Consider the following 26914-nt stretch of genomic DNA (forward strand, 5'->3'; position numbering starts at 1 on the left):
CATGCACTTATCGGCGTTTTTCTATTTATCTAATATTTATCCTTATCGTAACTATCCGTCGAGCCCTTCTCTACTACCTTCACTTTTAAATCTGCGGTGAAAGTATTGTCATCCTCATCTTGAACACTAATTTCTACTTCTGTTTCACCAAGTCTCTTCGGAATAAGCTCTCCACCTGGGTCTACCTCTAGTATATCTTCATTTTTTGAAGTAAAGGATGGATCTCCTTTTATATTGGTCGCATCAGAAGGTAAATAATCGAAATAATCGTTCATATTCTTCTCTGTGTCACCTTTTTCAATGACTAATAAATCATCTACATCTAGACCCGTTAACGGTGAACCAACATGGACGAGAATCGTCGTCGAGACTCCACTACCATCATTTGCTTTTATCTCAATTTCTGCTGTACCAGTCGTTTTCCCGTAAATCCGACCAGGCTGTACAATTCCGACAACGTAAGGGTGTAAAGATTCCCAAATCAACTCTTGATTAGTGGCATTTTTAGGCTCTATATCAATGATGAAATCTTTATATTCATGGAGCTTCCCAATGTTAAGCGGATTCGGTGTAACAGTAATGCTCGTAATTAGTACTGGATTAACCTTTATCGTGATGTGCTCTGTCATCTCATTACCTGCAAAATCGGTAGTCGTTACTTGAAGTACAGTTTCACCTGCATTTACACCGGTAACTTTGCCATCTTCATACTCCGCAATTCCAGGATCCAATGTTGTAATGACAAAATCTCGTTCAGTGTCATCATCAGGTGTAATTTTCACCTCTACTGGAATCGATTGTCCCACATTCAATTCGATTGGATTTGGTTCAACCGAAATAGATTCTTTAATAATCGTTAATGTCTTAACAATCGGCTCCTCATTTAATGAAAATCCACCTTTTGTTCGAACGAGAATTTCAACTTCTCCTTCTAAATCCTTTGGTAATTCAATCGTACCCGTTGGATCAAACGCTTGCCATTCCGTTTCAGAGCCATTTACTTTAAGCTGGTACTCATAAACAACATTTTCTCCAGCTATGAAATCTATGATTTTAAATCCGACTCTACCTTTTGTCGTATCTCCTGATTGAAGTTCTTCACTTAATGACAGATTCTTCAACCTATAGTCTGTTTTTAAATGTAGAACCGCTTTGGTTTGATCAAAATATGTCACTTCAATCGCTTTTCCGTCATTGATTAATCTCATTTCTCTTACTGGCTTTTCGATGAGCCCGTCATCAGCGGACAATTGAGTCTTCGCAACAACGGTTCCATCCTGAGAATGAACTTTCTCAATCATTCCTTGATGATTTCCAGTATAGGTGTAATTCATTCCTTTTAGATGGACTCTCATAGAGATGTGCTGTTCATCAATATTTAAAGACTGATTCTGCTCCATGAAACGAGAATCATAGAAATGTAGATTAGCCTGTGGCAGTAACCTGTATGGCAGTGCCCAATCAGCTTTTAATCTCAATTGAATAACATATTCATCAACAGAAAAATTACCTGAAGCATAGGTGATGTCATTATTTTTCAGCTCGATCTCAATGTCGCTTCCGTTATTTATCGGATTAACCGTTATTCCTTCTGCACGTTCTCCATTTTTATATAACGTAATTTGGTCATGATTTGCCAATGATATCCCATCAATTAATGGTTGAGTAATCTTCAAATTACTAATATTCCCATTTGTAATTTCAGTGAATACGGTTTCTGGCCACAGCTTGTACTCTACAATGAATTCATTTCTTTCTGAATCCGTACTTCCTAATTTCACTAAGCTGTCAGGTGAATAATATTGATTTCCTAAAATATCAACTTCATTTAAGAAATATGGTGCGGTCTCCTCACCAACAACAACAGTAAACGGATCATGTTCAATCGTCTTTTGACTCCCGTTATGATCGGTATAACTCATCACAATATTCTCTGCAAATTCATAGGGCCCCGACTTTTTGAATTGTAGTGGCAAGGATTGTTGGATGATTCTAGGATCAGGTAATTCACCTGCTGGGAATGTAATATTGAAAGGAATTTGCACAACTTGCTGACTGTTCGCTTTGAAATTTGAGCTAGGATCAACAATAACGTCCCCATCAAATTTCTTTAAATCGATGGATACATTACCTGAAATACTTGTTGCATTCACTTTCTTTGACATATCATCAAAAATTGCAGTTAAATTATTGGAGGTTCCTTGAACAGCATACCCACCTGTTTTAGCAGACATGTTACTTAGTAATTCAAAGTCCACTTCTCCCTCTTGAGCAAAACCGATACTATACATCGTTATCCCTTTGCTTCCAAGTGAGTCAGAAATATTCAATGCCTGTTCATGAATAATATTCTTTGCATCCTCTAACGGAATTCTGTTCCCATTTTTCGCAGCTGTATTGTTTGTATATATTTCATATTTATCATTATTGTATGTGAGCGTTGTTGGCTCACCATCTGTTAAGAAAATAATATACTTATTTCGATTGCTTCCTAATATAAATTTATTCGTTGCTTCATTCAAGGCAGCGTTATAGTTCGTTCCCCCGTTAGAAACACCATTTAAATCTAAATCAACAATGGCATTTTTAATGTTACTTAAGCCTTCAAGTGGAACAATATTAATTCTTTTTTCACCAAAACAAAACCCTAAGAAACAGCTCGAATATGCTTTTGTTTTATTACTCACTTCCCCGTCAAAGGGAACAAAGTAGAACCTATCTTCAACCTTTGAGTTCGTTTCAAAATAATTTATGGCGGACTGCAAAGCGTTTTTGGCAGTTGTGTCTCGTCTCGCACCACCAAAAGAATCTGCCATTGAACCAGATGTATCATGAACAAACACCACATCGATTGGTAATCGTTCATCCCTTGGGGCCATGCCTTTCGGTGTAATGGTAATGTCAATATTTCCTTTAGCATGATCATTAGGTGGTTTAATAAATTCTTCCGAAGATGGCTTTACTTCAAAAATTGCTCCTGGAACTGAATTCATATCTTTATTCACTTTAATCGTCACTGGCGCATGAGTCTTTGGAGCAGAAAGACCATCATAGTTTAAGTTAATATTATCAAAAGAGTATGTCCCTGCTTTTTTAAATATCAATGGTAATGATGCAACTACATTACTCGGATCTGGAGCACTTCCAACTGGAAAGGTAAATTTGAACGGAAAATGCGCAACTTGATTTTCGTCAACTATTGCCGTAGAGCTAGGATCGATTTCTACATCCCCATTATATTTTTGTAAATCTACCGTTACTTCTCCATTGATTGTATAGCTATCGATTCTCTTTGAAATCTCTTGAAAAATAGTAGTCAAATTACTAGTAGTCGCACGAACAGCAGTACCACCGCTAACTGCAGACATTCGCTCCAATAACTGAAAATCTATTTCATCTTCTTTTGCAAATCCAATGCTATACATCGTAATATTACTTGCTGCCAGATCTCTACTAGTCTCTTCAGCAACACGATGTATTAAATTTCTCGTTTTTTCATAATTATTTTTTGAGGTCCAACCATTATATAAGGCGGTACCATTTGTGTATAAAATATAAGTATTTCTGTCATAGTTTAATACAGTAGGTTCACCATCTGTCAGAAAGATGATGTATTTATTCTTGTTATTGCTCTGATTTAATCTATTTTTTGTATACTCTAAAGTTTGGGTATAGTTTGTTCCACCAATGTTGTTATATTCCAATTTATTAAGAAGACCTTCAATTTGTCCGAGACCTTCCACCACTTTAACTTGTCCGCTTGTACGAACGTTATCATTAAATGGGATGAAGTAAAAGTTATCTCCCGCTACTTGATTATCTTTTTGCCCAAAATAGTCTAAAGCACTCGCGAGAGCTTCCTTGGCACTTTTTGCTTTCTTCTTCCAATCTAAAAAATCATCCATCGATCCTGACGTATCATAAACAAAGGCAACGTCAATCGGTTCCCTTTGCTTTTGTCCAACAGTTCCTTCCGGAGTAACGTTTATGGTAAGAGTACCTTCTGCCACACTATCTGAATTCAATGTTAACTCAGACGAGGATGGTGTAACTGAGAAGTTTAAACTTGGGTCATTTGCTGCTTGCACGGGTAGAGGTGGTTTAAACATAGGTGTAAGTAAAAATAAAATAATAAGTCCTATTGATATCTTTTGAAAACTTTTCCTCATTTCTTCCCCTCCCTTTAATCAAGAATCAGTCTAAATTATCCGAGACTATATTACTACTATTATACCAATTCTTTGGCTTAATCTATAGAAAAATTATTAATTTATTGTTGAGTTTTCTGTTAATTTGTAAAATAGTGGTGGTCATAAAAAAAAGAGCAAAAACCTACATGACTAGATTTTCACTCTTATTTTACATATTCAGCTACTTTATTTCGTCCGTTTCGTTTTGCACCCACATAAAGCGCTCGATCCGCATGCCTAATTAAGGACAAGGAATCATCTGCATCTTCTGGTGCTGATGCTACCCCAATGGATGCTGTAATATGTACTGCGATTTCTTTCTCCGTATCTTCAATATGCTGTGATAGAATAAACGGTCGATTCGCAATTGTTTGTCTTACAAATTCAGCAACATTTAGAGCCGATTTTTTATCAACATTCGGGAGTAGAATGACAAATTCTTCCCCGCCAAATCGTGCCACTGTTCCAGTATCATCATCAATGAGATCGGTAAGACGATGGGCCAGTTGTACCAAGATTTCATTGCCACTCTGATGCCCATAGCGATCATTTACTGCTTTAAAATGGTCAATATCGAGTAAGATAACAGATAAATGCTCTCTCTGTCGGTTTGTTAAAAGGACATATTCTTCTTCTAACACTTTCTCCATATAGCGATAGTTATAAAGCTTTGTTAAAGCGCAACGCTCACTTTCTTCTTTCGTTTGCTCATGATGTTTTGCATTTTCAATGGCGACTGCAAAATAAGAACTTAAAATATCAACAATCATTAGTTGTGCTTTTTCATAGGCCCTCTTATGCTCAGAGGCTAGCAGGAGAATTCCGACCACTTCATTGCTGCGGACAATCGGCACACAGATAATGCTTTCCACCGCCTTTGGCATATAACCTTGGACAATATTCCGCCATTCTTTCTTTGAATGGTAGAGAACTGCCTTTCCCGTTGCCCAAACATGACCGCTTATTCCTTGTTCTTTCAATTGTGGTGGAAAACGAATAGCATTGCTTTCATTATTTTCAACACTTCTGAGCAATTGAAGCTCTTTATCATTCACTACATCCAAAATATAAGCATAATCAACGGGGAACATTTCGGTAAGCTTTTGAATAAATAAATCCAACACTTCCTCCACATGCAACCGTTCGGCTAGTTCATGGCCAATTTCTGCAGCATTTTGCAAATAATGATTGACCTTATCGCTTGAATGATAAAGATTTAAAATGACCGAAAGACTAGCAAATGGAATCCCGACAAAAATGACGGAAACAATGCCCACTTCATCATATAAAATGTATAAAATCAATCCTATCGGGAGGGTAAGAATCGTGGTTACAGCTTCCCAAACGAAATCTTGGTCGAATAAAGCCCTTTTCCGTCCTTGTAGAACATATCCGACAATCGTTAACACAAAGTGATTTAGGACAAAATAGGTTACTGCATAAGCAACAACGTAAAGAAGATTACTAGGGCTACTTAGTAGATCAATTCCATGGGTTCCCCCAACAGAATAATAGATTAGACCACTTGCGACAGAAATAAGAAAGAACATGAGCCAGTTTAAAGGTAAGCGGTACATTTGTTCCTTTGGAATTCGAATTCTAAGTAACAAAACAATGATAGCTATTTGCATAAAAAGGACTTCAACAAAAAGACCAAATGTTAAAAAGACCGTTAATGACACCCATTGAATATAAAATATCGGCGTATTATTGATAATCATCGGTGTACTAGCCACAAAGCAGGTTAATAATAGAAATCCTAATAGATCAATATTAATAGATGGAACTAGGGGAGGGAAGTTTTGATAAATGAGCCACATACCAGCAGGTACGAAAAGGAGCCATAAGAACCATATAATTCTTTTCACATGCGGTTTGATCAATGTTAGCCCTCCCACTTCTAGTTAGTTTAAAGCAGAACTGATTACCTTAATCGATTACTATATTCTCTATTTGCTTTTTGGGAAAATAGTCATAATATTCATTATTAGTTTAACAAATTTTCTAACTTTTGTCATATATTTTACAAATTAACGTACTAAATTACCTTCTTTTCTCAATATACGGTTTTGCTTCAGATAGAAAATATAAAGAACCTGTAATTACGAGCATTTCGTTTTCTTCAAGTGCGTCAATCTCTTCTCTAATTGCCTTCTGCCAATCGCCTTCTGCCCTTTTTTTGTCTAAGCTACTCAAGGCATATAGTTCCTCGGCACTTGCCGCTCGAGGAAAATCAAAACTAGTAAATGTAATCAGATGAGCGACTGAATCTAATTTTTTGATCATGTGATCGACTTTTTTATCACCAAGGGCAGCAAAAATGAGTCTCTTTTTCCATCTCGGAAATCTGCGCCTTAGCTCTGCTACTAGTGTATCAATCCCCTCTTCATTATGAGCTCCGTCCAAAATAATGAACGGATCTGTACTGACAACTTCAAATCTCCCTGGCCAGTAAGCTTTTTTCAATCCAGTTCTTATATGCTCTTCTGTAATCAAATAAGAATCTGCTAAAAGGATAGCAGCTTCAACTGCTAGTGCAGCATTCTCCGTTTGATGCTGTCCGAGCATGGTAATTTCTAAGCTTTCAAAATAGCGTTTTGACGTGTGTAAGGAAAAGCGTTCACCATTGTCTAGTGAATGATGATTTTCGATCGAAAATTGTTCACTAAGATAATGGAAAGGGGCATCCATTTCCATTGCTTTCTCTTTAATCACGTTAAGTGCTTCTCGTTGTTTGGCAGCCGTTAAAATGGGAACACCAGCTTTGATGATTCCTGCTTTTTCAAAGGCGATTTGCTTATAGCTATCCCCTAAAATATTTATATGGTCAAGGCCAATACTTGTAATAATCGCAAGGTGAGGAATGATGATATTAGTAGAATCAAATCTTCCACCAAGACCAACCTCATAAATCGCCAGATCTACTGGATTCATCTCAGCAAAATAGTAAAAGCTCATCGCAGTAATGACTTCAAATTCGGTTGGACTGCCCAGCTCCGTCTGCTCAAGCTCGTCACTTAATGGCTTGATTACATTCGTAATCCGAACCAAATCCTCCTCGCTAATGGCAACACCATTGATGGAAATTCTTTCATTAAAATGTTCAAAATAAGGAGAGGTAAACGTTCCGACTTTTAATCCTGACTCTTGTAAGATCGAACGTAAATACGTGACCGTCGAGCCTTTTCCATTTGTACCACCAATATGGACAGTCGGTATTTTTTTCTCCGGATGATTAAGTTTTTCCATCATCCATTCCATCCGTCTTAGCCCTGGTTTAATTCCTAATCTTAAGCGTGAATGAATCCACTTTAACGCTTCCTCATATGATTGAAACATGTTGTTCTCACCTTTTTCTATATGCTCGTCCGATAAATCAGGCAACCAACTGCCCTTTCTCATAGTTCAACATTATACCATCCAAATTCCTTTTACACACCGAAGACGAACCCATGGGATGGATTCGTCTTCATTGCTAAAACTTATTGTCCCTTTAATTCTTTAATGCGAAGTTCAACGACTGTTCTTTTCTCGAGATAATCGGCTTCTTTCGCTCTTTCTTCAGCAATGACTTTTTCCGGCGCTTTCTTCACGAAGCCTTCATTGCTTAGTTTCTTCTGTACTCTTTCCACTTCTTTATTCCATTTATCAAGCTCTTTTTCAAGACGAGCAATTTCTTCGTCTAAATTGATTAAACCTTCAAGTGGTAAAATAATTTCTGCTCCCGTAACAACAGCTGTCATCGCTTTGTCTGGTGTTGGAATATTCTTTCCGATTTCAAGCTCCTCAGGATTACAGAAGCGTTCTAAATAGGAACGATTTTTTTCAAGCACTTGCAGCACATTGTCATCCTTTACCTTTACAAGCATTTTAATTTTCTTGCTCATCGGTGTGTTTACTTCAGCACGAATATTTCGTACTGAGCGAATGATTTCAACTAGAAGTTTCATTTCTGAAGCTGCTTCACTATCTGAAAGTTGTTCTGCTACCTCTGGCCATTTTGCCGTTGTAATCGACTCACCTTGATGCGGAAGGTTTTGCCAAATTTCTTCCGTAATGAAAGGCATGAACGGATGGAGCAGACGCATCGTGTTATCTAATACATATGCTAAGATCGAACGGGTCGTCTTTTTCGCTGCTTCATCGTCCCCATACAATGGAAGTTTTGCCATTTCAATATACCAATCACAGAATTCATCCCAAATGAAGTTGTAAAGTACGCGACCAACCTCACCAAACTCGTAACGATCGCTTAATCTCGTTACCGTGTCAATCGTTTCATTTAAGCGAGTTAAGATCCATTTATCGGCGACTGATTTTTCACCACTGACATCAATTTCTGCATAGGTTAGACCGTTCATATTCATTAAGGCAAAGCGTGAAGCATTCCAAATTTTGTTGGCAAAGTTCCAAGTTGCTTCTACCTTTTCCATGCTAAAGCGTAAATCTTGACCAGGTGAGCTTCCTGTTGAAAGGAAGTAGCGTAAGGAGTCAGCCCCATATTGTGCAATAACATCCATAGGGTCCACACCATTGCCTAGTGACTTACTCATTTTTCTACCTTGTGCATCTCGTACTAAACCGTGAATAAGCACATCTTTAAATGGACGTTCTCCTGTAAATTCAATGCCTTGGAATATCATTCTCGATACCCAGAAGAAAATGATGTCATAGCCTGTGACAAGTGCAGCTGTTGGATAGAATCGCTTGAAATCAGCTGATTCTGCGTCTGGCCAGCCCATTGTTGAAAATGGCCATAATGCTGAACTGAACCATGTATCTAAAACGTCGTTATCCTGTTGCCAATTTTCAATATCAGCAGGTGGTTCATGGTCTACGTAAACTTCACCCGTTTCCTTGTGATACCACGCCGGGATGCGGTGTCCCCACCATAGTTGACGAGAAATACACCAATCACGGATATTTTCCATCCAGTGTAAGTACGTTTTTTCGAAACGGTCTGGAACGAAGTGAACTTTATCTTCTTTTTGCTGAAGGGCAATTGCTTCGTCTGCAAGTGGCTGCATTTTTACAAACCATTGTGTCGAAAGGTAAGGCTCAACCACTGCGCCACTGCGCTCTGAGTGACCGACAGAATGCATATGCTCTTCAATTTTGAAAAGAACGCCTGCTTCTTGCAAGTCTTTAACAATTTGCTTGCGGCATTCAAAGCGGTCCATATCTTTGTATTTGCCAGCACGCTCATTCATTGTTCCATCTTCATTCATAACAAGAACACGTTCAAGATTATGACGATTTCCAAGTTCAAAGTCATTTGGATCATGAGCAGGTGTAATTTTTACAGCCCCTGAACCAAATTCCATATCAACATAGTCATCCGCCACGATTGGAATCTCACGACCAACGATTGGGAGAATGACCTTTTTGCCGATTAGGTGCTTGTAGCGATCATCTTCTGGATGAACAGCAACAGCCGAATCCCCAAGCATCGTTTCCGGACGTGTCGTCGCTACTTCAATCGAACCAGAACCATCAGCAAGTGGATAATTCATATGGTAAAAAGCACCTTGAACATCCTTATAAATAACTTCAATGTCCGATAAAGCAGTCTTTGTCGATGGATCCCAGTTAATGATGCGTTCACCGCGGTAAATGAAGTCCTTTTTATAAAGCGAAACGAAAACCTCACGAACAGCTTTTGATAAACCTTCATCTAGAGTGAAACGCTCACGGCTATAATCAAGACCGAGCCCAAGCTTTGACCATTGTTGGCGAATATGACCTGCATACTCTTCCTTCCATTTCCATGTTTCTTCAACAAATGCTTCACGACCAAGGTCATAGCGGCTTTTGCCCTCTTCACGAAGCTTTGCTTCCACCTTTGCTTGGGTCGCAATCCCCGCATGGTCCATTCCTGGTAACCACAATACATCATACCCTTGCATCCGCTTCATGCGTGTTAAAATATCTTGTAATGTCGTATCCCACGCATGTCCTAGATGTAGTTTCCCTGTCACGTTCGGAGGAGGAATGACAATTGTATACGGTTCTTTTTTCTCATCATTTTGTGCTTCAAAAAATTTTCCTTTTACCCACCAATCATAACGACCCTTTTCAATCGAATTAGGATCATATTTCGTTGGCATTGATAATTCATTTGCGTCCATCTCAATCTTCCTTTCCTTTTTCAGTCCAAATAAAAACCCCATTCGTCATTAAAAGGACGAATGGAGTATGCTTCGCGGTACCACCTTTTTTCCAATCAATTTCAAAAAATTAATTGGCGCTTAACAAGATAACGGATTTCCCGTCTTTTACTAATAGAATCGAATCGTTCATAAAAGATGCTCAAGGGCGACTTCCACTGGTGTTGCTTAGAAAACCTTTCAGCTAGCGGTTTTCCTCTCTAAAAGCAAAGAACCAACGTACTTTTCCCTATCAAAGCAATATGGCTGTATGTGTATAATCAATATACTACCTAAAAATTAAGTGTAACGTCAATAAGGATAACCGAATTTTTTTTAGTATATACATTTTTTCAGAAAATGACACTTCGATGAAGGGAATAATGTGTTTGAAATGGGCTCTGTTAGGGGGATTCCGGAACTTTTTGGGATAATTCCGGAACTTTTGGATTAATTCCGGAACTTTTGGATTAATTCCGGAACTTTTTGAGTTAATTCCGGAACTTTGTCGATAATTCCGGAACTTTCACTATTAATTCCGGAATTCGACTGCAGTCGAACTGACAAACTTACAACAAAGTTTTTCGCACATTCCCAAATCAAGGGACATAGATTAAGTAATAAGGAAAATACCTATTGGGGAAGAGGGGGAAGAGAACGTGAGAAGAAAGTATAATCCATATGCACTTCCACCATGGTTAAGAAAATCTCGTGATGTTTTGCATCAATTTGCGATTCCTTTCTGCATTTTTCAAGGAATACGGACGATTTTATTTCCGACCGCTTTTGATGTCCTGTTTTTAATTGCCCTCGTCTTAATGACCGTCGCCCTGAAAATCGAATTATTATAATAAGGGAACAACCTAGGCAAAGATTGTTCCTGCGCTTTGTTTATAAGGCAAATAAATATCTTAGCCTTATGTGTCACTTTGAGATTGCGCCTGGGCTTGAGCTTCTTTTTCAAGCCTTTTTTGTCTTTCAATCTCATCAATTCGCATCACAATATATTCCGTATTTTTCAAATGCCAATATTCTCGTTGTAGTTTTTGGACATACTTTCGCTCATGTCTGTTCGGTGTCTTATAATATTCCTCTATGATCGATATCAATCCATGAGGATAGGCAAAATAGCTTAAAAGAAGGTTTAATTCATCATCTTTCAAAGGAAAATACTTGAAATACGTATAGATCCAATCGACACACTCTTCATTTGATTTGGGATACGTATTTAATGTTCGCGATAAAAATGGTAGTAGGTCATGCATGGGCGATCCTTGTTTGCTATTTTCAAAGTTTGTAAAATATCCATAGCCCCTATCGTCATAAAGGAAATGTTCTGTTGAAAGCTTGCCATGAGCCAGAACTACACGGGCTTTTTCGTCATCCTTCGTCGTTTCATACCATTCTTTAAATTTGTTTGTGGAAAAGCGCAACGCTTGACTCATATCATGATAATAAAGACAAAATAGGAGTTCAAATGGCGACATATACCACTTTCCCTCACATTGTTCTAAAAACCCTTCGAGAAACTCATTTTCTGTTTCCCATTCACGAATCGTATTTTCATAATGCTCGCTTTTTTCCTCTTTATTAATGGTCACTTCGCGCACTGAAAGAGTATGCAGTCGGGCAAGCTCCCTAAACATTTGCTGATGAATTTCATGGCGATCTTCTTTAATTTCATTCGGCAGCCATGGCATTAAATAGTACAAACTCTTTCCATTCATAATCGCATATCGTCCATCAAGTGTTGGGTAAATCGGGATTATGCGATTGAATCCTTTTTGATAGAGATATTGAATATGCTTAATGAAATCTGTACCTTGTTTAGGGGAGATTTTCTTTAAAGCAAATACCCCTTTATCTGAATAGATTCTTTTCACCTTTTGGAAGCTTTCCACAAAATGAGGCTTAATTCCATAGTGCTTCAAAATGGGTGCAACCTTCTGCAATTGATTTGTTTCACTCATTCGAACTCACTTCTTTCCATAGGCTGATGACAAGCCAAATCCTTTGCCTAAAATAGATAAAACAGACGAGCAGGTTTTTCCGACCAACCCACCCAGCCTGTTTTTCATCTATGTTTATTTACTTGTTAATTATGGGTGACGGTCGCAGGAATGTAGAGAACCTGGCCTTCATACACGTCTTGATTCACCTCTAAATGATTAATCTTTAAGATTTGTTGTGTAGACACTTCGTAACGTTCAGCTATGATGTCGATTGTATCCCCATTTTGAACGATGCATACCTTTAAGCGCGCCACATCTTCTTCATCTTCTTTTCTTGCTAAAAATTCTGTAATTGAAATTCCCTGTTTCTTTGATGATTTCTTCTTTTTCTTTTTCGCTACCTCTTCAGAGGAGGAAGAAGAGGAAGATTCTTCAAACGCAGGACTTTCATATTCGACTTCAGCTTGTTCTACTCCCGCTACATTACTGACTCCTGTGTCAGGAGAATATTCACTTCTTTGCGCAGCAAATGAAATGTCCGGAACACTTTTTACCACTTCAAGCTCAGGCTCTGGTTCATAAACTTGAAGAGTCGGCGTCTCTAATGATATCGGAGTAGGTTCCTCGACATCCTCATCTTCATCAGGTGACTTTCTCGCTTCAGCGACAAACGGAGTGAATAGTTCATGTGTCGGTGGTACCGTCTCCTCGGCTCCCTTCACTTCTTCAACCTCTTCTGTCATCAATTCTGGTTCTTCCGCTCGATAGGCAAGAGCAGGTTCCGGTTCAACTGTTTCTTGCTGGACTTCCGGCTCATCGCTTTTTAGCCCAGTTATCGTTAAATCAGCTGTTAGCTTCATGCAGCTTTGCTCAGGGAAGACATAATCAAATGATTCAATTTCTACATCAAGATCATAAATGCTTGCGATCCGATGAACAGGGATGGTAATATCCACTGGAAAGCGGTGAGAGAATTCTGTTACTCCCTCTTCTCGATTATCGAATTGTTGAACAAATTTGGGGGATAACGGAGCATCCTCTTCCACTTCAACATCTGTCTCTTTCCGCTGATATTCCCCGCTAAGCTGTAATTCTCCTTCAATCGTTACATAATCCTCATTTTCATGAATGGTTATATTTGGATCAAGCGAAATGGTAATAAGCTCCGCTACTTCCTGTCCTTTTTGAAACCAGACCGATTCTTCCAAGGAAAACCGTAAGAAAGATTCATTTCCTTCAGACAAAGCGACTCCTCCTTTCATTTCCTCTCATTAATCACCATGTCATTAACAATTTATGAATCGTAAAATATATTTATGATAAAAATCCAGATAAAAGAACAGGAGCATTTTTAACCGCATAAGTATGAGGAAAGTTCGTGTAGATCCCACTCATCTACCAAAATAAAAAAGCTTGAATTCTAGCGTCACGGAACAACTAGAATTCAAGCCTTTAGTCAAAATGCGTTATTTAAGTTTTGAAAATGCACGTTCAGCTGCTGCAATCGTTTTTTCAATATCTTCGTCACTATGGGCAGTTGAAAGGAATAAGCCTTCAAATTGAGAAGGTGGTAAGAATACACCTTGGTTTGCCATTTCACGATAGTAAGCAGCAAAAAATTCTAAATTAGATTTTTTTGCCGTATCATAATTGATAACATCTTCATTGGTAAAGAAGAAACCAATCATAGAACCTGCACGATTAAACGTAACCGGAATACCATATTTCTCGGCTGCCTTTGTAATACCTGCTTCAAGAATATCCGCTTTACGCTCGAACTCTTGATAGCTTTCAGGTGTTAACTGACTTAACGTCTCGTACCCTGCTGTCATCGCTAGCGGGTTACCAGATAATGTTCCTGCTTGATAAATCGGTCCACTCGGAGCAATTTGCTCCATGATATCCGCACGTCCACCATAAGCACCAACAGGAAGGCCACCACCAATTACTTTTCCTAAGCAAGTTAAGTCTGGTGTGACATTAAAATAGCCTTGAGCACAGTTGTAACCAACGCGGAAGCCTGTCATCACTTCATCAAAAATAAGAAGTGTGCCGTTTTCCTTCGTCATTTCACGAAGACCTTCTAAAAATCCTGGTTGCGGAGGAACAACCCCCATATTTCCTGCAACTGGTTCGACAATCACACCAGCTAGATCTTCTCCATATTGTTCAAAAGCAAGCTTTACACTAGCTAAATCATTGTATGGAACAGTGATTGTATTTTTAGCAATTCCTTCAGGTACTCCTGGGCTATCTGGTAAACCTAGAGTCGCAACACCTGATCCAGCTTTAATTAAAAGTGAGTCACCATGACCATGATAACAGCCTTCAAACTTTAGAATTTTATTGCGACCCGTATAGCCACGAGCAAGACGAAGGGCACTCATCGTCGCTTCTGTACCGGAAGACACCATGCGCACGACCTCAATCGAAGGAACACGTTCAATCACAAGCTTTGCAAGCTCATTTTCCAAAACCGTAGGTGCACCAAAGCTTGTCCCAAGCTCCGCAACTTTTTTCAACGCTTCTACAACTCTGTCATTTGTATGTCCAAGAATGAGCGGACCCCATGATAAAACATAATCAATATATTCATTTCCATCAATATCATAGATTTTAGAACCTTTTCCTCTTTCCATAAAAATCGGATCCATATGGACCGATTTAAAGGCACGAACAGGGCTATTCACCCCACCAGGCATTAATTCTTTCGCTTCTTGAAAAGCAGCAATCGATCGATCGTAAGAACGCATCATTATCCCTCATTTCTCACATATTTAAAATTAATTTTCTTTCAGCCATTTTGCCGCATCTTTAGCATGATAAGTAATAATAATATCTGCCCCAGCGCGCTTCATCCCTACTAGCATTTCCATTACAACTGATTTTTCGTCGATCCAGCCATTTTGAGCGGCCGCTTTCACCATCGAGTATTCTCCGCTCACATTGTAAATCACTACCGGCAACGTGAAATGATTTTTCACATCACGGACGATATCCAAATAAGGCATTCCTGGCTTCACAATGAGAAAATCGGCACCTTCTGCGACATCAGATTCTGCTTCACGAAATGCTTCTAAACGGTTCGCTGGATCCATTTGATACGTTTTCCGATCACCGAATTGTGGTGTGCTTTCTGCCGCATCTCTAAATGGACCGTAGAAAGCAGAGGAATATTTGACTGCATAAGACATGATTGGCGTATCTTCAAAACCAGCTTCATCTAGACCAGCACGAATCGCCGTGACAAAACCATCCATCATATTAGATGGAGCAATAATATCAGCTCCAGCTTTCGCCTGACTTACAGCTGTATCGACAAGTAATTTCAATGAAGGATCATTTAATACTTTGCCATTTTCGACAATTCCACAATGTCCATGACTTGTATATTCGCATAGACATGTATCCGCAATAATCACTAATTCTGGATAATGCTCTTTAATAAGACGAGTTGCTTCTTGAACGATCCCATGATCATGGAAAGCGCCATGCCCACATTCATCTTTCTCAAGAGGAATTCCAAATAAAAGGACAGATTTGATTCCTAAAGAAACAACCTCTTCCATCTCTTCAAGTAAATGGTCTAGTGATAATTGAAATACATTCGGCATAGAAGAGATTTCTTTTCTAATATTTTCGCCTTCAGCGACAAATAATGGATAGACGAAATCCTCTACATGAAGATGATTTTCTCGAACCATTGAACGCATGGCTGTAGACTGTCTAAGACGACGATGACGATTAAATGCTAAGCTCATTATTTTATCCTCCAATTTTCGTTTTTTGCATCATATATTTTTCAATTGCATAAAGCATTTCATAGGAAGTGTAGACTTCAGGACAAACATGTACAGTAAGTCCCATTGATTCACATTTTTGTTTCGATACTGGACCAATCGCTGCCACAATACAATTATTTATGTGGGCGTGTAAATCGTAATGATTGACCACTGACATAAAATGTTCAATCGTTGATGGACTTGTAAAGGGAAGAATATCTAGCTCGCGATTTTGCAATAAATGTTTCAGTTTTTCTTTGCTATCTTCAGGAAAATAAGTTTCATAAATAATCGTCTCATCGACAGCATGGCCTTTTTCTTTAAAAAATTGAGCAATATAATCGCGTGCTAAATTTCCTTTTGGAATGAAGAGCTTTTCACCTTTTTTCACAAAAGGCGCAAACTCTTCTACAAAGCTCTCTGCCACATAACGCTTTGGCTTAAAATCAACGGAAATCCCCTTTTTTAATAAAGCTTCTTCCGTTTTTTCTCCGATTACAGCAATCTTTGGCAATCCTTGTACTTGTCCATCCTGTACGATTGAAAAAAAGGTCGTCACCGTTACATCGCTTGTAAAAACGATCCAATCGGATGTATGTAAAGAAGTCAGTATCCGTTCAAGAAGAGCCTCTTTTTTAACTGGACGGAATTCAAGAAGAGGGACCTCAACTGGAATCCCTCCAAATTCTTCTACAATCGCAGAAAAGGTAGACGCGTTCTTCTTTCCCCGTGGAACCAATACTTTTTTTCCTGTTAAGGCAGAAGGACTCATTCTCCGTCTAACTCCTCTTTCACCGCATCAATTAATGCTTTTGCTCCCTTGTCAATTAAGTAATCCGCTGCAGCTACACCTAATTGTTCAGGATCTGTACCTTCTACACGCTCTTTATAGATCGTTTTTCCATCAGGTGAAGCAACGAGAGCTGTTAAGACGATTTTTTTATCATCGTTTATAAAGGCATAACCAGCGACCGGAACTTGACAGCCACCTTCCATTTTATGAAGGAATGCACGCTCTGCTCGAACGGTCACGTCGGTGTTCCGGCATGTAAATTTATTTAAAAGAGTAAGCAGCTCGGTATCGTTTCCTCTACACTCAATCGACAAGGCACCTTGGCCAACTGCCGGAAGACATATTTCTGGTTCAAGGAATTCCGTTACAACATCAGATGCCCAACCCATACGCGCGAGCCCTGCTGCTGCTAAAATAATCGCATCATATTCTTCCGTTTCTAGTTTTGCAAGACGAGTATCAATATTTCCTCTAATCCATTTGATTTCAAGATCAGGTCGAACCGCCAATAATTGCGCTCCACGACGTAAGCTACTTGTACCAATGACCGAACCTGCTTTTAGATCCTGTAATTTAACATGACCTTTAGAAATTAACGCATCACGATGGTCTTCTCTTTCAGGAATGCAGCCAATCACAAGTCCTTCTGGAAGAACTGCGGGCATATCCTTCATGCTATGAATCGCCAAATCGATTTCGCCGTCAAGCATCGCCTGCTCAATTTCTTTCACAAATAGACCTTTTCCTCCCACTTTTGAAAGGGTTACATCTAAAATTTTATCTCCTTTTGTAACGATTTCCTTCACTTCAAAATCGTAAGAAGAATCCAATTTTCTTAATTGATCAATGACCCAATTTGTTTGTGTTAAAGCTAGCTTACTACGTCTTGAACCAACAATAAATTTTCTCATGATTGCCTCCTAAAAACGGATGATTTTTTTATACTTGTAACCTCTGATTGGGGAGTTTCCTATGTGTACCATAGATGGAAGGAGGATAACTGACCAAACAGAAAGAAATTGATTAAAATGATTAAAAATGAGGCTAGATTCCACAAGGCTAAGCTTTTTCCTTGAAATCCTTTCCCAACCCGCAAGTATAGATAGACTCCATATACAACAAGGACAATAAAAGAGCCGATGACTTTCGCATCGTACCAAATCATTTCTGGTAACTTAATATAAGCCCATTGCAACCCTAGTATCAGTGATAATAAAAGCATCGGGACACCAATTACGTTTAGTACATGGGACATATGCTCAAGCTTTGTTAAATCAGCAATTCGAATGAGCCTAGCTCCCCATTTTTTTCTTTTTAAAAGATTGTATTGTAATAAATAGAGTAGGGAAAATACCGCTGATATTGAAAATGCTCCATATGATAGAATCGCCATTGTAATATGTATAAATAGTAATTCAGATGAAAGCTGATTGACCATAATTTCAGATTCGTATTGAATAGGTGCGAATGTATGAATCACCATCATCACGAACCCTATTACGTTTGTAAAGAAAACAATGAAATCAACCTTCATTAAGCGATTAATTCCAAGTGATAATGTAATAAGAACCCAGACATAAAAATAGAGGCCTTCAAAGATGGTCAGCACTGGAAACCTACCTGTATTCACCATGTAAATACACAAACACGTCGTTTGTAAAAGCCATACAAACGCAAGTAACCAGAAGGCAACTTGGTTTGCTTTCCGGCTACTGTAAAGAAAATCAATAAAATATAGTAATATACTCAAGGCATATAGAATAATTGTGAATTCATGTAGCCGAGTCATGTTAACCTCAATCATAGATAGAACTCCTTTTATGATTGAAAGGAAGCTTGTGGTGTTGCAACAACAGCTCTCTTTAAATCGGCAACTTTCGATTCTTGCTGTTCTTTTACAAGGTCTTCAATATTGAATATTCTCATGAATAAATCCAGCGCTTCATCAGCATTATTTGTTCCAGCAAGCTCTTTCGCCTGTAAAATCGGATCTTTAAGCATTTGATTGATGATACTTTTCGTATGCTTATTGAGAACCTTCATTTCTCGATCAGAAAGATGCGGAAGCTTTCTTTCGATGCTCTCCATCGTTTCAGCTTGAATTTGCAGAGCTTTTACGCGTAGAGCTGAAATAACAGGAACAACCCCAAGCATATTTAACCACTGCTTGAACTCGACGATTTCCGCCTCAATCATCAATGAAATTTTTGCAGCTGCCTTTTGACGTTCTTGTAAATTCGCTTCGACAATTCCTTCTAAATCATCAATATCATATAAGAATACATTATCGAGTTCTGCAAGCATCGGATCTAAGTCACGTGGTACGGCAATGTCGACCATAAATAATGGCTTCCCTTTTCGAACTCTCTCGACATCTTCCATCATGTCCTTATCGATAACAAAATCCTTTGCTCCAGTAGAACTAATGACGATATCTGCTTCAATTAAGGCACATTGAAGTTCATTCAACGATTTCGCTTGACCGGAAAAACGCTCCGCTAAGCTTCTCGCTTTTTCAAATGTTCTATTAATAACGGTCACTTGGCTTGCTCCATTGCCGTGAAGGTTTTGAATGGCTAGCTCACCCATTTTACCTGCACCCAATATGAGGACATGCTTTCCATTTAATGAACCAAATATTTTCTTTGCAAGTTCAACAGCAGCATAACTTACAGACATTGCATTTGCCCCAATATCTGTTTCGGAATGAGCACGTTTTGCCAATGTGATCGCTTGTTTAAATAATTGATTAAACACGGTACCCGTTGTTTGCTGTTCTTGCGCTTCGATAAAGCTTGAGCGCACCTGTCCAAGGATCTGCGTTTCTCCTAAGACCATAGAATTCAACCCGCATGCCACATTAAATAAGTGATCAATTGCCCCATCTTGCTCATAGACAAATAAGAATGGCGAAAACTCCTGTTGTGGAATATTAAACCATTCTGATAAAAATTCCTTAATATAGTAGCGTCCAGTATGAATCTGGTCCACGACTGCATATATTTCTGTGCGATTACAAGTTGATAGAATAACGTTCTCAAGGATACTCTTTTTTCCGTTCAACTTACTCATTGCATCCCCTAGTAAGGACGGGTCAAACGTTAAACGCTCTCGAATTTCAACTGGGGCTGTTTTATAATTTAGACCAACAGTTAGAATATGCATGATTGTTTCGTACCCCCAAAATTGTTCGAATATACTTAAGTTGATTCCAGCTTAAATAAGAGCAGAAATCATCCCACTTAATAATTATTATAACATGATAAAATTTCTAATAACTAACGAAATGTGAACATATCATGAAATCGTGTGATAATATTAATAGAAACTCAAAATTTCATTCTTCCTTATTCCGACAAAGTTCTTCCTCTAGTACCTTAACAAAAAAGATCGCACTATTCAAGTAAACAAATCTGTGCACATGACTACTTCTTCTACTTATTATAGAATAAAGTCAGAATAACTATTTTGGATGTGTCAAATATGAAAAATCAACGAATTTTCCCTGGAATCATTCTAGTAGGATTTGGGGGATACTTTTTTTTAGAACAATCAACTATCACTGTTTTTGAAGGGCTTCACACTTGGCCTACTCTGTTAATCATTGTCGGACTTGCCTTTTTATTTCAAGGGTATTTAGCAAAGGATCATGAAGCCATTCTACCAGGTGTTATTCTCACAGGATTTGGTCTTCATTTCCATGTGATTAATCACCTGACGATTTGGCCGAACTCGATCGGTGCTTTTATCCTAATAATTGCACTTGGCTTTCTCCTTCGTTATCAAAAGGTCGGAGCCGGACTCTTCCAAGGACTATTATTCCTAGTATTGGCAATTCTGTTACTTTTTAATGAAAAAATAATGGGGTGGCTTGGTTTTCTTGAAAATGGGGTAACATCTATCTTAACTTATTGGCCACTCTTACTCATTGTTATCGGAGGCTATTTGTTGTTTGTGAAGAAGAAATAAATGCGAATGGAATATGAAAAAAACTCCTATAAAATATAGGAAGCTTCAGTTTTTCTCATTCGATCCAAACATCTCTCCTCCATAAGCGGAAGTTTTCCTGTTATCTCCGAGATGGAGTCCCTTTTAGGGGAAATAACGGAAGATTTTCCGCTTATGGAGGGTAAAAATGTTTATTTTGGCATTTTTTGAGGGAATAGCAGGAAGTTTTCCTGTTATATCGGCTCTTTTTCATGATGGTTCCTTATGAAGCGGAAGTTTTCCTGTTATTTTTTCATACCGATCCTTTTACGAACATGAAGTCGAGGCAGCTCCTAGACAACAAAAAAACATCCACTCTTGGATGTTCTTTTTATTTCTATAACACCGAATCTAAAAACTCCTTCGTTCTCTGTTCTCTCGGTTTTTGGAATAGTTCTTGCGGATGGCCTACTTCGACGATTTTTCCGTCATGCATGTAGACAACCCAATCAGCAACTTCTCGGGCAAAACCCATTTCATGTGTAACGACAATCATCGTCATTCCTTCTAAGGCTAGCTCCTTCATCGTAGCTAATACTTCTCCAACCAATTCCGGATCAAGCGCTGATGTCGGTTCATCAAAGAGCATAATGTCCGGTTTCATTGCAAGAGCACGAGCAATTGCCACACGCTGTTTTTGCCCACCTGATAGCTTTGAAGGATAGACATCTGCTTTATCTGATAAACCTACTTTTTCAAGCAAGCTTTGCGCTTCCTTTTTCGCCTCTTCCTTCACCATCTTTTTCACAAAAAGAGGGGCTTCCATTACATTCTCTAAAACAGTCTTATGTGGGAATAAATGAAAATGTTGAAAGACCATACCGACTCTGGCCCTAACTTGATTTAAGTCATGAGTCGATTCCTCAATCTGCTCCCCTTCGATGATGATCTTGCCGCTATCCTTTATTTCTAGAAAGTTCAAGCAACGTAAGAGTGTACTTTTACCAGAGCCACTAGCCCCAATTAAACAGACGACTTCGCTTTCCTTCACCGTCATATCAATATCTTTTAAGACATGTAATTTACCAAATGATTTATTTAACTTTTCCACTTCAATCATTAACGACTCACTCATTCTATCTCCCCTTATTCCTTAATCACTGCTTGCCATTTTCTTTTCTACCTTCCCAACAAGAAGCGAGAAGAATAGAACAAGAACTAAATAATAGACCGCAACGATTAATAAATAGCTCATATAATCGAAATCACTCGAACCTAATGTCGTTGCCACATTGAAAAGCTCATACATGCCAATAAAGGAAGCGAGTGAAGAATCCTTTAAGGCAATGATAAATTGATTTCCAAGTGGCGGCAAAGCCCTACGAAACGCTTGTGGCATGATGATTCTTCGCATCGATAATGGAATGGACATCCCAAGCGAGCGGGCTGCTTCCATTTGTCCCTTATCGACTGATTGTATGGAGCCGCGGAAAATTTCTGCAATATAGGCCCCATTATGAAAAGCAAGTCCGAGTACAACAGACCAAAATTGTGAAATATTCAAAGCTGTTAATCCAAAATAGAAGATAAATATTTGCACAACGAGCGGCGTACCTCGTACGAGAAAAATATATAAGTTCGCAATCCACTCAAGTATTTTTATATTTGAAATTTTTAAAAATGAAAAAAATAAACCAATGAAAATAGCAATAAAAACCGCTACAATCGTTAATTGAAAAGTTAATAGCATCCCCCGTAAAAATATCGGAGAAGTTTCAATAAATAATGAAAATATTTCCAAAAAGATACCTCCTATCCATATGATAACGAAAGGCGAATGCACCACAGTTGCGTACATTCACCCTTTAATCAGCCCTTTTCGCAAGCACTTTTGCTTTTCAAATGTTAGTTAGTCAATTCAAACCGCTTCATACAATAAAACAATAAGAACGTCTGCGAAAAGCCGTACAAAAATAGCATGTGCTCATAAACCTAATTGGAGGTGTAAATGTCGGCTTTTGGACATTTACAATAATGCAACACCCAATATGAAAACATAGATTACTTAAGACTCTTCAGGAATGACTGTGATATCCTCACCAATATATTTCTTACTAATTTCCGCTAATGTACCATTTTCTTTTAAGGTTTGAAGTGCCTCATTTATTTTTTCTAGGAGCGCTTCATTATCTTTCGAAACAGCAATTGCCTGCTCGCTTTTTCCAAGTAATTCTCTTCCTTCAATCTCCATTCCAGCACCAATCGCTTCTTTACCGGTAACGAAGTCCGTAATGACCGCATCATGCTTCCCACGGCTAAGGGCTTCAAGTGCGGTCACATCACTATCATAAAAAATGATCTTGTCTGAGACGCTTGATGCATTTTCCTCATACGTAGAACCTTTTGAGACGGCAATTTCTAATCCTTCTAAATCAGCAATGGTTTCTACTGAACTATCTGGGCGCACAAAAATTTGTGGACCTGAAAAGTAGTATGGAGTAGAAAAACTGACATGCTCTAGACGTTCCTCCGTAATCGTATGACTGGCAACGGCAGCATCTACCCGTCCCGCCTTCACACTCTCTACAATACTTCCAAATTTCATTTTCTGCTGCACTGCTTCAAGACCAAGCTCTTTTGCTACTGCTTCACCTACTTCGATATCAAAGCCTGACATCTTTCCATCTGGTTCTGTAACACTAAATGGCTTAAATTCCCCTGAAGATGCAAAGACAAATTCTCCATTGTTCACAAGCTTGAATCCATCTGCATTTTCAGAAGAAGCACCATCTGAACCACATGCCGCTAATAAGAAGACTAAAATACCCCCAATTACCCCGTGTTTTAATCTTTTCATAAAATGATTTCCCCCTTTTATATCTTTAAAAGACTTACTCAAGCGTAACAAAGCAGATTTTTTGACGCAAAGTTCATATTTATCGAAATTTCAGTCTATTGAAGCTCGTCATTGTCTATACAAACGTTCATCTTGGGCAGACGCCTATTTCTTGTCAGATTCTCTCACATACTCCAGATTCCCTTTTTATCGACAAAATCTCTCCATTTGGCTTGGACTGTGTTTTATATCTATTTGTATGAGCCAAAAACAAAAAAAGAACTTGGTGAAAAATCTCACCAAGTTCCTCCGTTTACTCCATATAACTTTTAATTGCGGCCCATGCTTCATCCTTGCCCTTCCCTGTTTCCGATGAGAAAAGGATGATCGTATCATTTGGATCTAAATCTAATGTTTCTTTTGTTACGTTGAAATGCTTTTGCCATTTTGATTTTGGTATTTTATCGGCTTTTGTAGCAATGACAATACATGGTATATGATAATGCTTTAAAAAATTATACATCATAATATCATCACTTGTAGGCGGATGACGTAAATCCACGATTAACAACACAGCACGTAACTGTTCACGTGTGGTTAAGTACGTTTCAATCATTTTCCCCCAAGCTTCTCGCTCTTTCTTAGAGACCTTCGCATAGCCATAACCTGGAACATCAACAAAATGGAGAATTTCATTGATTAAATAAAAGTTCAAAGTTTGCGTCTTCCCTGGTTTGGAAGAGATTCTTGCTAACCCTTTTCGATTGAGCATTTTGTTAATAAAAGAGGACTTCCCTACATTCGAGCGCCCTGCTAACGCAAATTCAGGTAATTCACTCTCAGGATACTGAGCAGGCTTTACGGCGCTTATAACAATATCAGAACTTACTACTTTCACGACCCTACACCGCCATTCAGGGCAATAGACAATACTTCATCTACATGAGTAACTGGGAAAAACTTCAGTTCATTCCTTACACTTTCAGGAATGTCATCAATGTCTTTTTCATTATCCTTTGGCAGGATGATAATGGACAGACCTGCACGATGGGCACTTAATGTTTTTTCCTTCAAGCCACCAATTGGAAGAACTCTTCCTCTAAGAGTAATCTCCCCGGTCATTCCAACCTCTTTTTTAATCGGTTTTCCTGTCAGTGCAGAAACAAGCGCTGTCGCCATCGTGATCCCTGCTGAAGGGCCGTCCTTTGGCACCGCTCCTTCAGGGACATGAATATGGATATCATGTTTCTCATGAAAATCTTCATCGATCCCAAGCTCTGGAGCCTTTGAACGTACATAACTAAAAGCTGCTTGAGCGGATTCCTTCATCACATCGCCAAGCTTTCCTGTCAACACAAGCTTTCCTTTTCCAGGTGATAATGATACTTCAATTTGCAGCGTATCTCCACCAACCGTTGTATACGCTAGTCCTGTTGCCACACCTACTTGGTCTTCAAGCTCTGCTTGACCGTAACGGAAAATTGTTTTTCCTAGAAATTCTTCGACGTTCTTTTCAGTAATTACCACTCGTTTTTTTTCATTTGAAACGATAATGCGCGCCGTCTTCCGACAAATCGCTGCGAGTTGTCTTTCTAAGCTACGTACGCCAGCTTCTCTTGTATAATAACGGACAATCTTTTGGATGCCATCTTCTCTAATTTGCAATTGAGACTTCGTCATTCCGTGCTCTTTGATTTGTTTAGGCAATAAATGATCCTTAGCAATATTTATCTTTTCCAATTCTGTATAGCCCGCAATAGAGATGATCTCCATCCGATCACGTAATGGTCCTGGAATCGAACTTAAGTCATTGGCTGTAGCAATAAACATGACTTTTGATAAATCATACGTTTCTTCAATATAGTGATCACTAAAATTATGATTTTGCTCAGGATCCAAAACTTCGAGCATCGCTGAGGATGGATCCCCGCGGAAATCACTAGACATCTTATCAATTTCATCAAGTAAAAAAACTGGATTAATCGTGCCAGCTTTTTTCATTCCTTGAATGATTCGTCCCGGCATTGCTCCAACGTATGTACGACGATGTCCGCGAATTTCAGATTCATCACGTACACCACCGAGCGAAATACGGACGAAATTTCGATTTAATGAGCGTGCAATCGAACGAGCTAAACTCGTTTTACCTACTCCAGGTGGTCCAGCAAGGCATAAAATTGGACCTTTTAATGAATTGGTCATTTTCTGCACAGCTAAATATTCAAGCACGCGTTCTTTTACCTTTTCCAAGCCATAATGATCTTCATCTAAAATTCGTTCTGCTTTTAAAATATCTAGATCATCTTCTGTTGCATTTGTCCATGGAAGGCTAATGAGCCAATCAATATAATTTCGAATGACCGAACTTTCAGCTGATGTTGAAGGGACTTTCTCATAACGCTCGAGTTCCTTTAACGCTGCTTTTTTCACATGCTCGACCATATTCGCATTTTCAATTTTCTCAGCTAGTTCAGCTACTTCACCTGATTTTCCGTCCTTATCACCGAGTTCTTTCTGGATCGCTTTCATTTGTTCACGCAAATAATATTCCTTTTGCGTTCTTTCCATCGACTTCTTAACACGTTGCCCGATCTTCTTTTCTAAATTTAAAACTTCTTTTTCATTATGAATAATTTCAATTAGTCGATTAACTCGCTCTTTTACATCGAGCGTTTCTAAAATTTCCTGCTTTTCCTTCAGCTTTAATGGCAAATGCGATGCAATAATATCCGCCATTCTTCCTGGTTCCTCGATATCAGTTAAGCTTGAGTAGGTTTCAGCCGAAATTTTTTTGGACATTTTTATGTATTGTTCAAAATACTCAAGTAAAGTGCGCATGAACGCTTCGTCTTCAACATCTTTTTCAGATGAATCAACATATGTTTTCAAACTTACCGCAAAGTGGTCCTTTTCATCATAAAAACTTATAATTTCAGCCCTTTTTAAACCTTCTACAAGGACGCGAATGGTACCGTTTGGGAGCTTCAGCATTTGCTTTACCTTCGTTAACGTCCCCATTCTGAATAAATCCTCTTCCCCAGGATCATCTATAGACATATCTTTTTGCGTTGTTAAAAAAATGAGACTATCATCTACCATTGCCTTCTCTAAAGCTTGAACAGACTTATCCCGGCCTACATCAAGATGTAAGACCATAGTAGGATACACAAGTAAGCCTCGAAGCGGTAGGAGGGGGACGATTATTTCCTTCTTATTCGCCATACATTAGCACCTCCAAATGCATATCTATCTTTAAAAAAATGAGAATAATTCATTGTACAATTCTAT

Annotated in this window: 19 protein-coding genes and 1 other annotated feature; of the genes, 2 read left to right on the forward strand and 17 right to left on the reverse strand. The window is 38.6% G+C overall.

What is annotated here, in order from left to right; genetic code table 11:
• Window positions 1-29: 29 nt before the first annotated feature.
• The 4 genes from BMSHG_RS12005 to BMSHG_RS12020 form a co-directional block, all read right to left on the reverse strand.
• Window positions 30-4169, reverse strand: a complete 4140-nt coding sequence (locus BMSHG_RS12005; RefSeq protein ID WP_019154702.1) for a VWA domain-containing protein — start codon at window positions 4167-4169, stop codon at window positions 30-32.
• Between the two features lie 185 nt (window positions 4170-4354).
• On the reverse strand, window positions 4355-6073 hold the full coding sequence (locus BMSHG_RS12010; protein WP_019154703.1) for a GGDEF domain-containing protein: 1719 nt from the start codon (window positions 6071-6073) through the stop codon (window positions 4355-4357).
• A 160-nt stretch (window positions 6074-6233) separates the two neighbouring features.
• A complete protein-coding gene (locus BMSHG_RS12015) occupies window positions 6234-7529 on the reverse strand; it encodes a bifunctional folylpolyglutamate synthase/dihydrofolate synthase (RefSeq protein ID WP_019154704.1) in 1296 nt (431 codons plus the stop codon).
• 143 nt (window positions 7530-7672) lie between these two features.
• Window positions 7673-10318, reverse strand: coding sequence for a valine--tRNA ligase (locus BMSHG_RS12020; protein WP_019154705.1), 2646 nt, complete (start codon window positions 10316-10318; stop codon window positions 7673-7675).
• Between the two features lie 49 nt (window positions 10319-10367).
• Window positions 10368-10602, reverse strand: a binding site (T-box leader).
• Between the two features lie 393 nt (window positions 10603-10995).
• Between BMSHG_RS12020 and BMSHG_RS12025 the strand changes: the two genes are divergently transcribed.
• Window positions 10996-11187, forward strand: coding sequence for a hypothetical protein (locus BMSHG_RS12025; protein WP_019154706.1), 192 nt, complete (start codon window positions 10996-10998; stop codon window positions 11185-11187).
• Between the two features lie 66 nt (window positions 11188-11253).
• Here BMSHG_RS12025 and ysxE read toward each other — a convergent pair whose 3' ends face one another.
• The 8 genes from ysxE to hemA all read right to left on the reverse strand — a co-directional run bounded on the left by ysxE (window position 11254) and on the right by hemA (window position 20028).
• Window positions 11254-12306, reverse strand: a complete 1053-nt coding sequence (gene ysxE, locus BMSHG_RS12030; RefSeq protein WP_019154707.1) for a spore coat protein YsxE — start codon at window positions 12304-12306, stop codon at window positions 11254-11256.
• 125 nt (window positions 12307-12431) lie between these two features.
• Window positions 12432-13532: a stage VI sporulation protein D gene (gene spoVID, locus BMSHG_RS12035; RefSeq protein WP_019154708.1), complete on the reverse strand. Its 1101-nt coding sequence runs from the start codon at window positions 13530-13532 to the stop codon at window positions 12432-12434.
• A gap of 222 nt (window positions 13533-13754) precedes the next feature.
• A complete protein-coding gene (gene hemL, locus BMSHG_RS12040; protein WP_019154709.1) occupies window positions 13755-15041 on the reverse strand; it encodes a glutamate-1-semialdehyde 2,1-aminomutase in 1287 nt (428 codons plus the stop codon).
• A 30-nt stretch (window positions 15042-15071) separates the two neighbouring features.
• On the reverse strand, window positions 15072-16049 hold the full coding sequence (hemB, locus tag BMSHG_RS12045) for a porphobilinogen synthase (protein ID WP_019154710.1): 978 nt from the start codon (window positions 16047-16049) through the stop codon (window positions 15072-15074).
• Between the two features lie 4 nt (window positions 16050-16053).
• Window positions 16054-16842, reverse strand: coding sequence for a uroporphyrinogen-III synthase (locus BMSHG_RS12050; RefSeq protein ID WP_019154711.1), 789 nt, complete (start codon window positions 16840-16842; stop codon window positions 16054-16056).
• Window positions 16839-17774: a hydroxymethylbilane synthase gene (gene hemC, locus BMSHG_RS12055; protein WP_019154712.1), complete on the reverse strand. Its 936-nt coding sequence runs from the start codon at window positions 17772-17774 to the stop codon at window positions 16839-16841. Before hemC ends, BMSHG_RS12050 begins: the two co-directional genes overlap by 4 nt.
• 59 nt (window positions 17775-17833) lie before the next feature.
• On the reverse strand, window positions 17834-18667 hold the full coding sequence (locus tag BMSHG_RS12060) for a cytochrome c biogenesis protein (RefSeq protein ID WP_019154713.1): 834 nt from the start codon (window positions 18665-18667) through the stop codon (window positions 17834-17836).
• A 14-nt stretch (window positions 18668-18681) separates the two neighbouring features.
• On the reverse strand, window positions 18682-20028 hold the full coding sequence (gene hemA, locus BMSHG_RS12065; RefSeq protein ID WP_019154714.1) for a glutamyl-tRNA reductase: 1347 nt from the start codon (window positions 20026-20028) through the stop codon (window positions 18682-18684).
• A gap of 318 nt (window positions 20029-20346) precedes the next feature.
• Between hemA and BMSHG_RS12070 the strand changes: the two genes are divergently transcribed.
• Complete coding sequence (locus tag BMSHG_RS12070) at window positions 20347-20832, forward strand: LiaF transmembrane domain-containing protein (RefSeq protein WP_019154715.1); 486 nt, start codon at window positions 20347-20349, stop codon at window positions 20830-20832.
• A 355-nt stretch (window positions 20833-21187) separates the two neighbouring features.
• On the opposite strand, the gene BMSHG_RS12080 is transcribed toward BMSHG_RS12070, so the two are convergent.
• The 5 genes from BMSHG_RS12080 to lon form a co-directional block, all read right to left on the reverse strand.
• Window positions 21188-21925 carry an amino acid ABC transporter ATP-binding protein gene (locus tag BMSHG_RS12080; protein ID WP_019154716.1) on the reverse strand — a complete coding sequence of 246 codons (738 nt, stop codon included), beginning with the start codon at window positions 21923-21925 and terminating at the stop codon, window positions 21188-21190.
• An 18-nt stretch (window positions 21926-21943) separates the two neighbouring features.
• Window positions 21944-22591 (reverse strand): amino acid ABC transporter permease, encoded by a 648-nt coding sequence (locus BMSHG_RS12085; protein WP_019154717.1) that lies wholly within the window; start codon window positions 22589-22591, stop codon window positions 21944-21946.
• Window positions 22592-22855: 264 nt separating this feature from the next.
• A complete protein-coding gene (locus BMSHG_RS12090; RefSeq protein ID WP_019154718.1) occupies window positions 22856-23647 on the reverse strand; it encodes a transporter substrate-binding domain-containing protein in 792 nt (263 codons plus the stop codon).
• Window positions 23648-23939: 292 nt separating this feature from the next.
• Window positions 23940-24524, reverse strand: coding sequence for a ribosome biogenesis GTP-binding protein YihA/YsxC (gene yihA, locus BMSHG_RS12095; protein WP_019154719.1), 585 nt, complete (start codon window positions 24522-24524; stop codon window positions 23940-23942).
• Window positions 24521-26848, reverse strand: a complete 2328-nt coding sequence (gene lon / locus BMSHG_RS12100) for an endopeptidase La (protein WP_019154720.1) — start codon at window positions 26846-26848, stop codon at window positions 24521-24523. The genes yihA and lon overlap by 4 nt, the downstream gene beginning before the upstream one ends.
• Between the last annotated feature and the right edge of the window lie 66 nt (window positions 26849-26914).

This window comes from Robertmurraya massiliosenegalensis JC6, assembly GCF_000311725.1.
In the GTDB taxonomy this organism is placed as follows: Bacteria; Bacillota; Bacilli; order Bacillales; family Cytobacillaceae; genus Robertmurraya; species Robertmurraya massiliosenegalensis.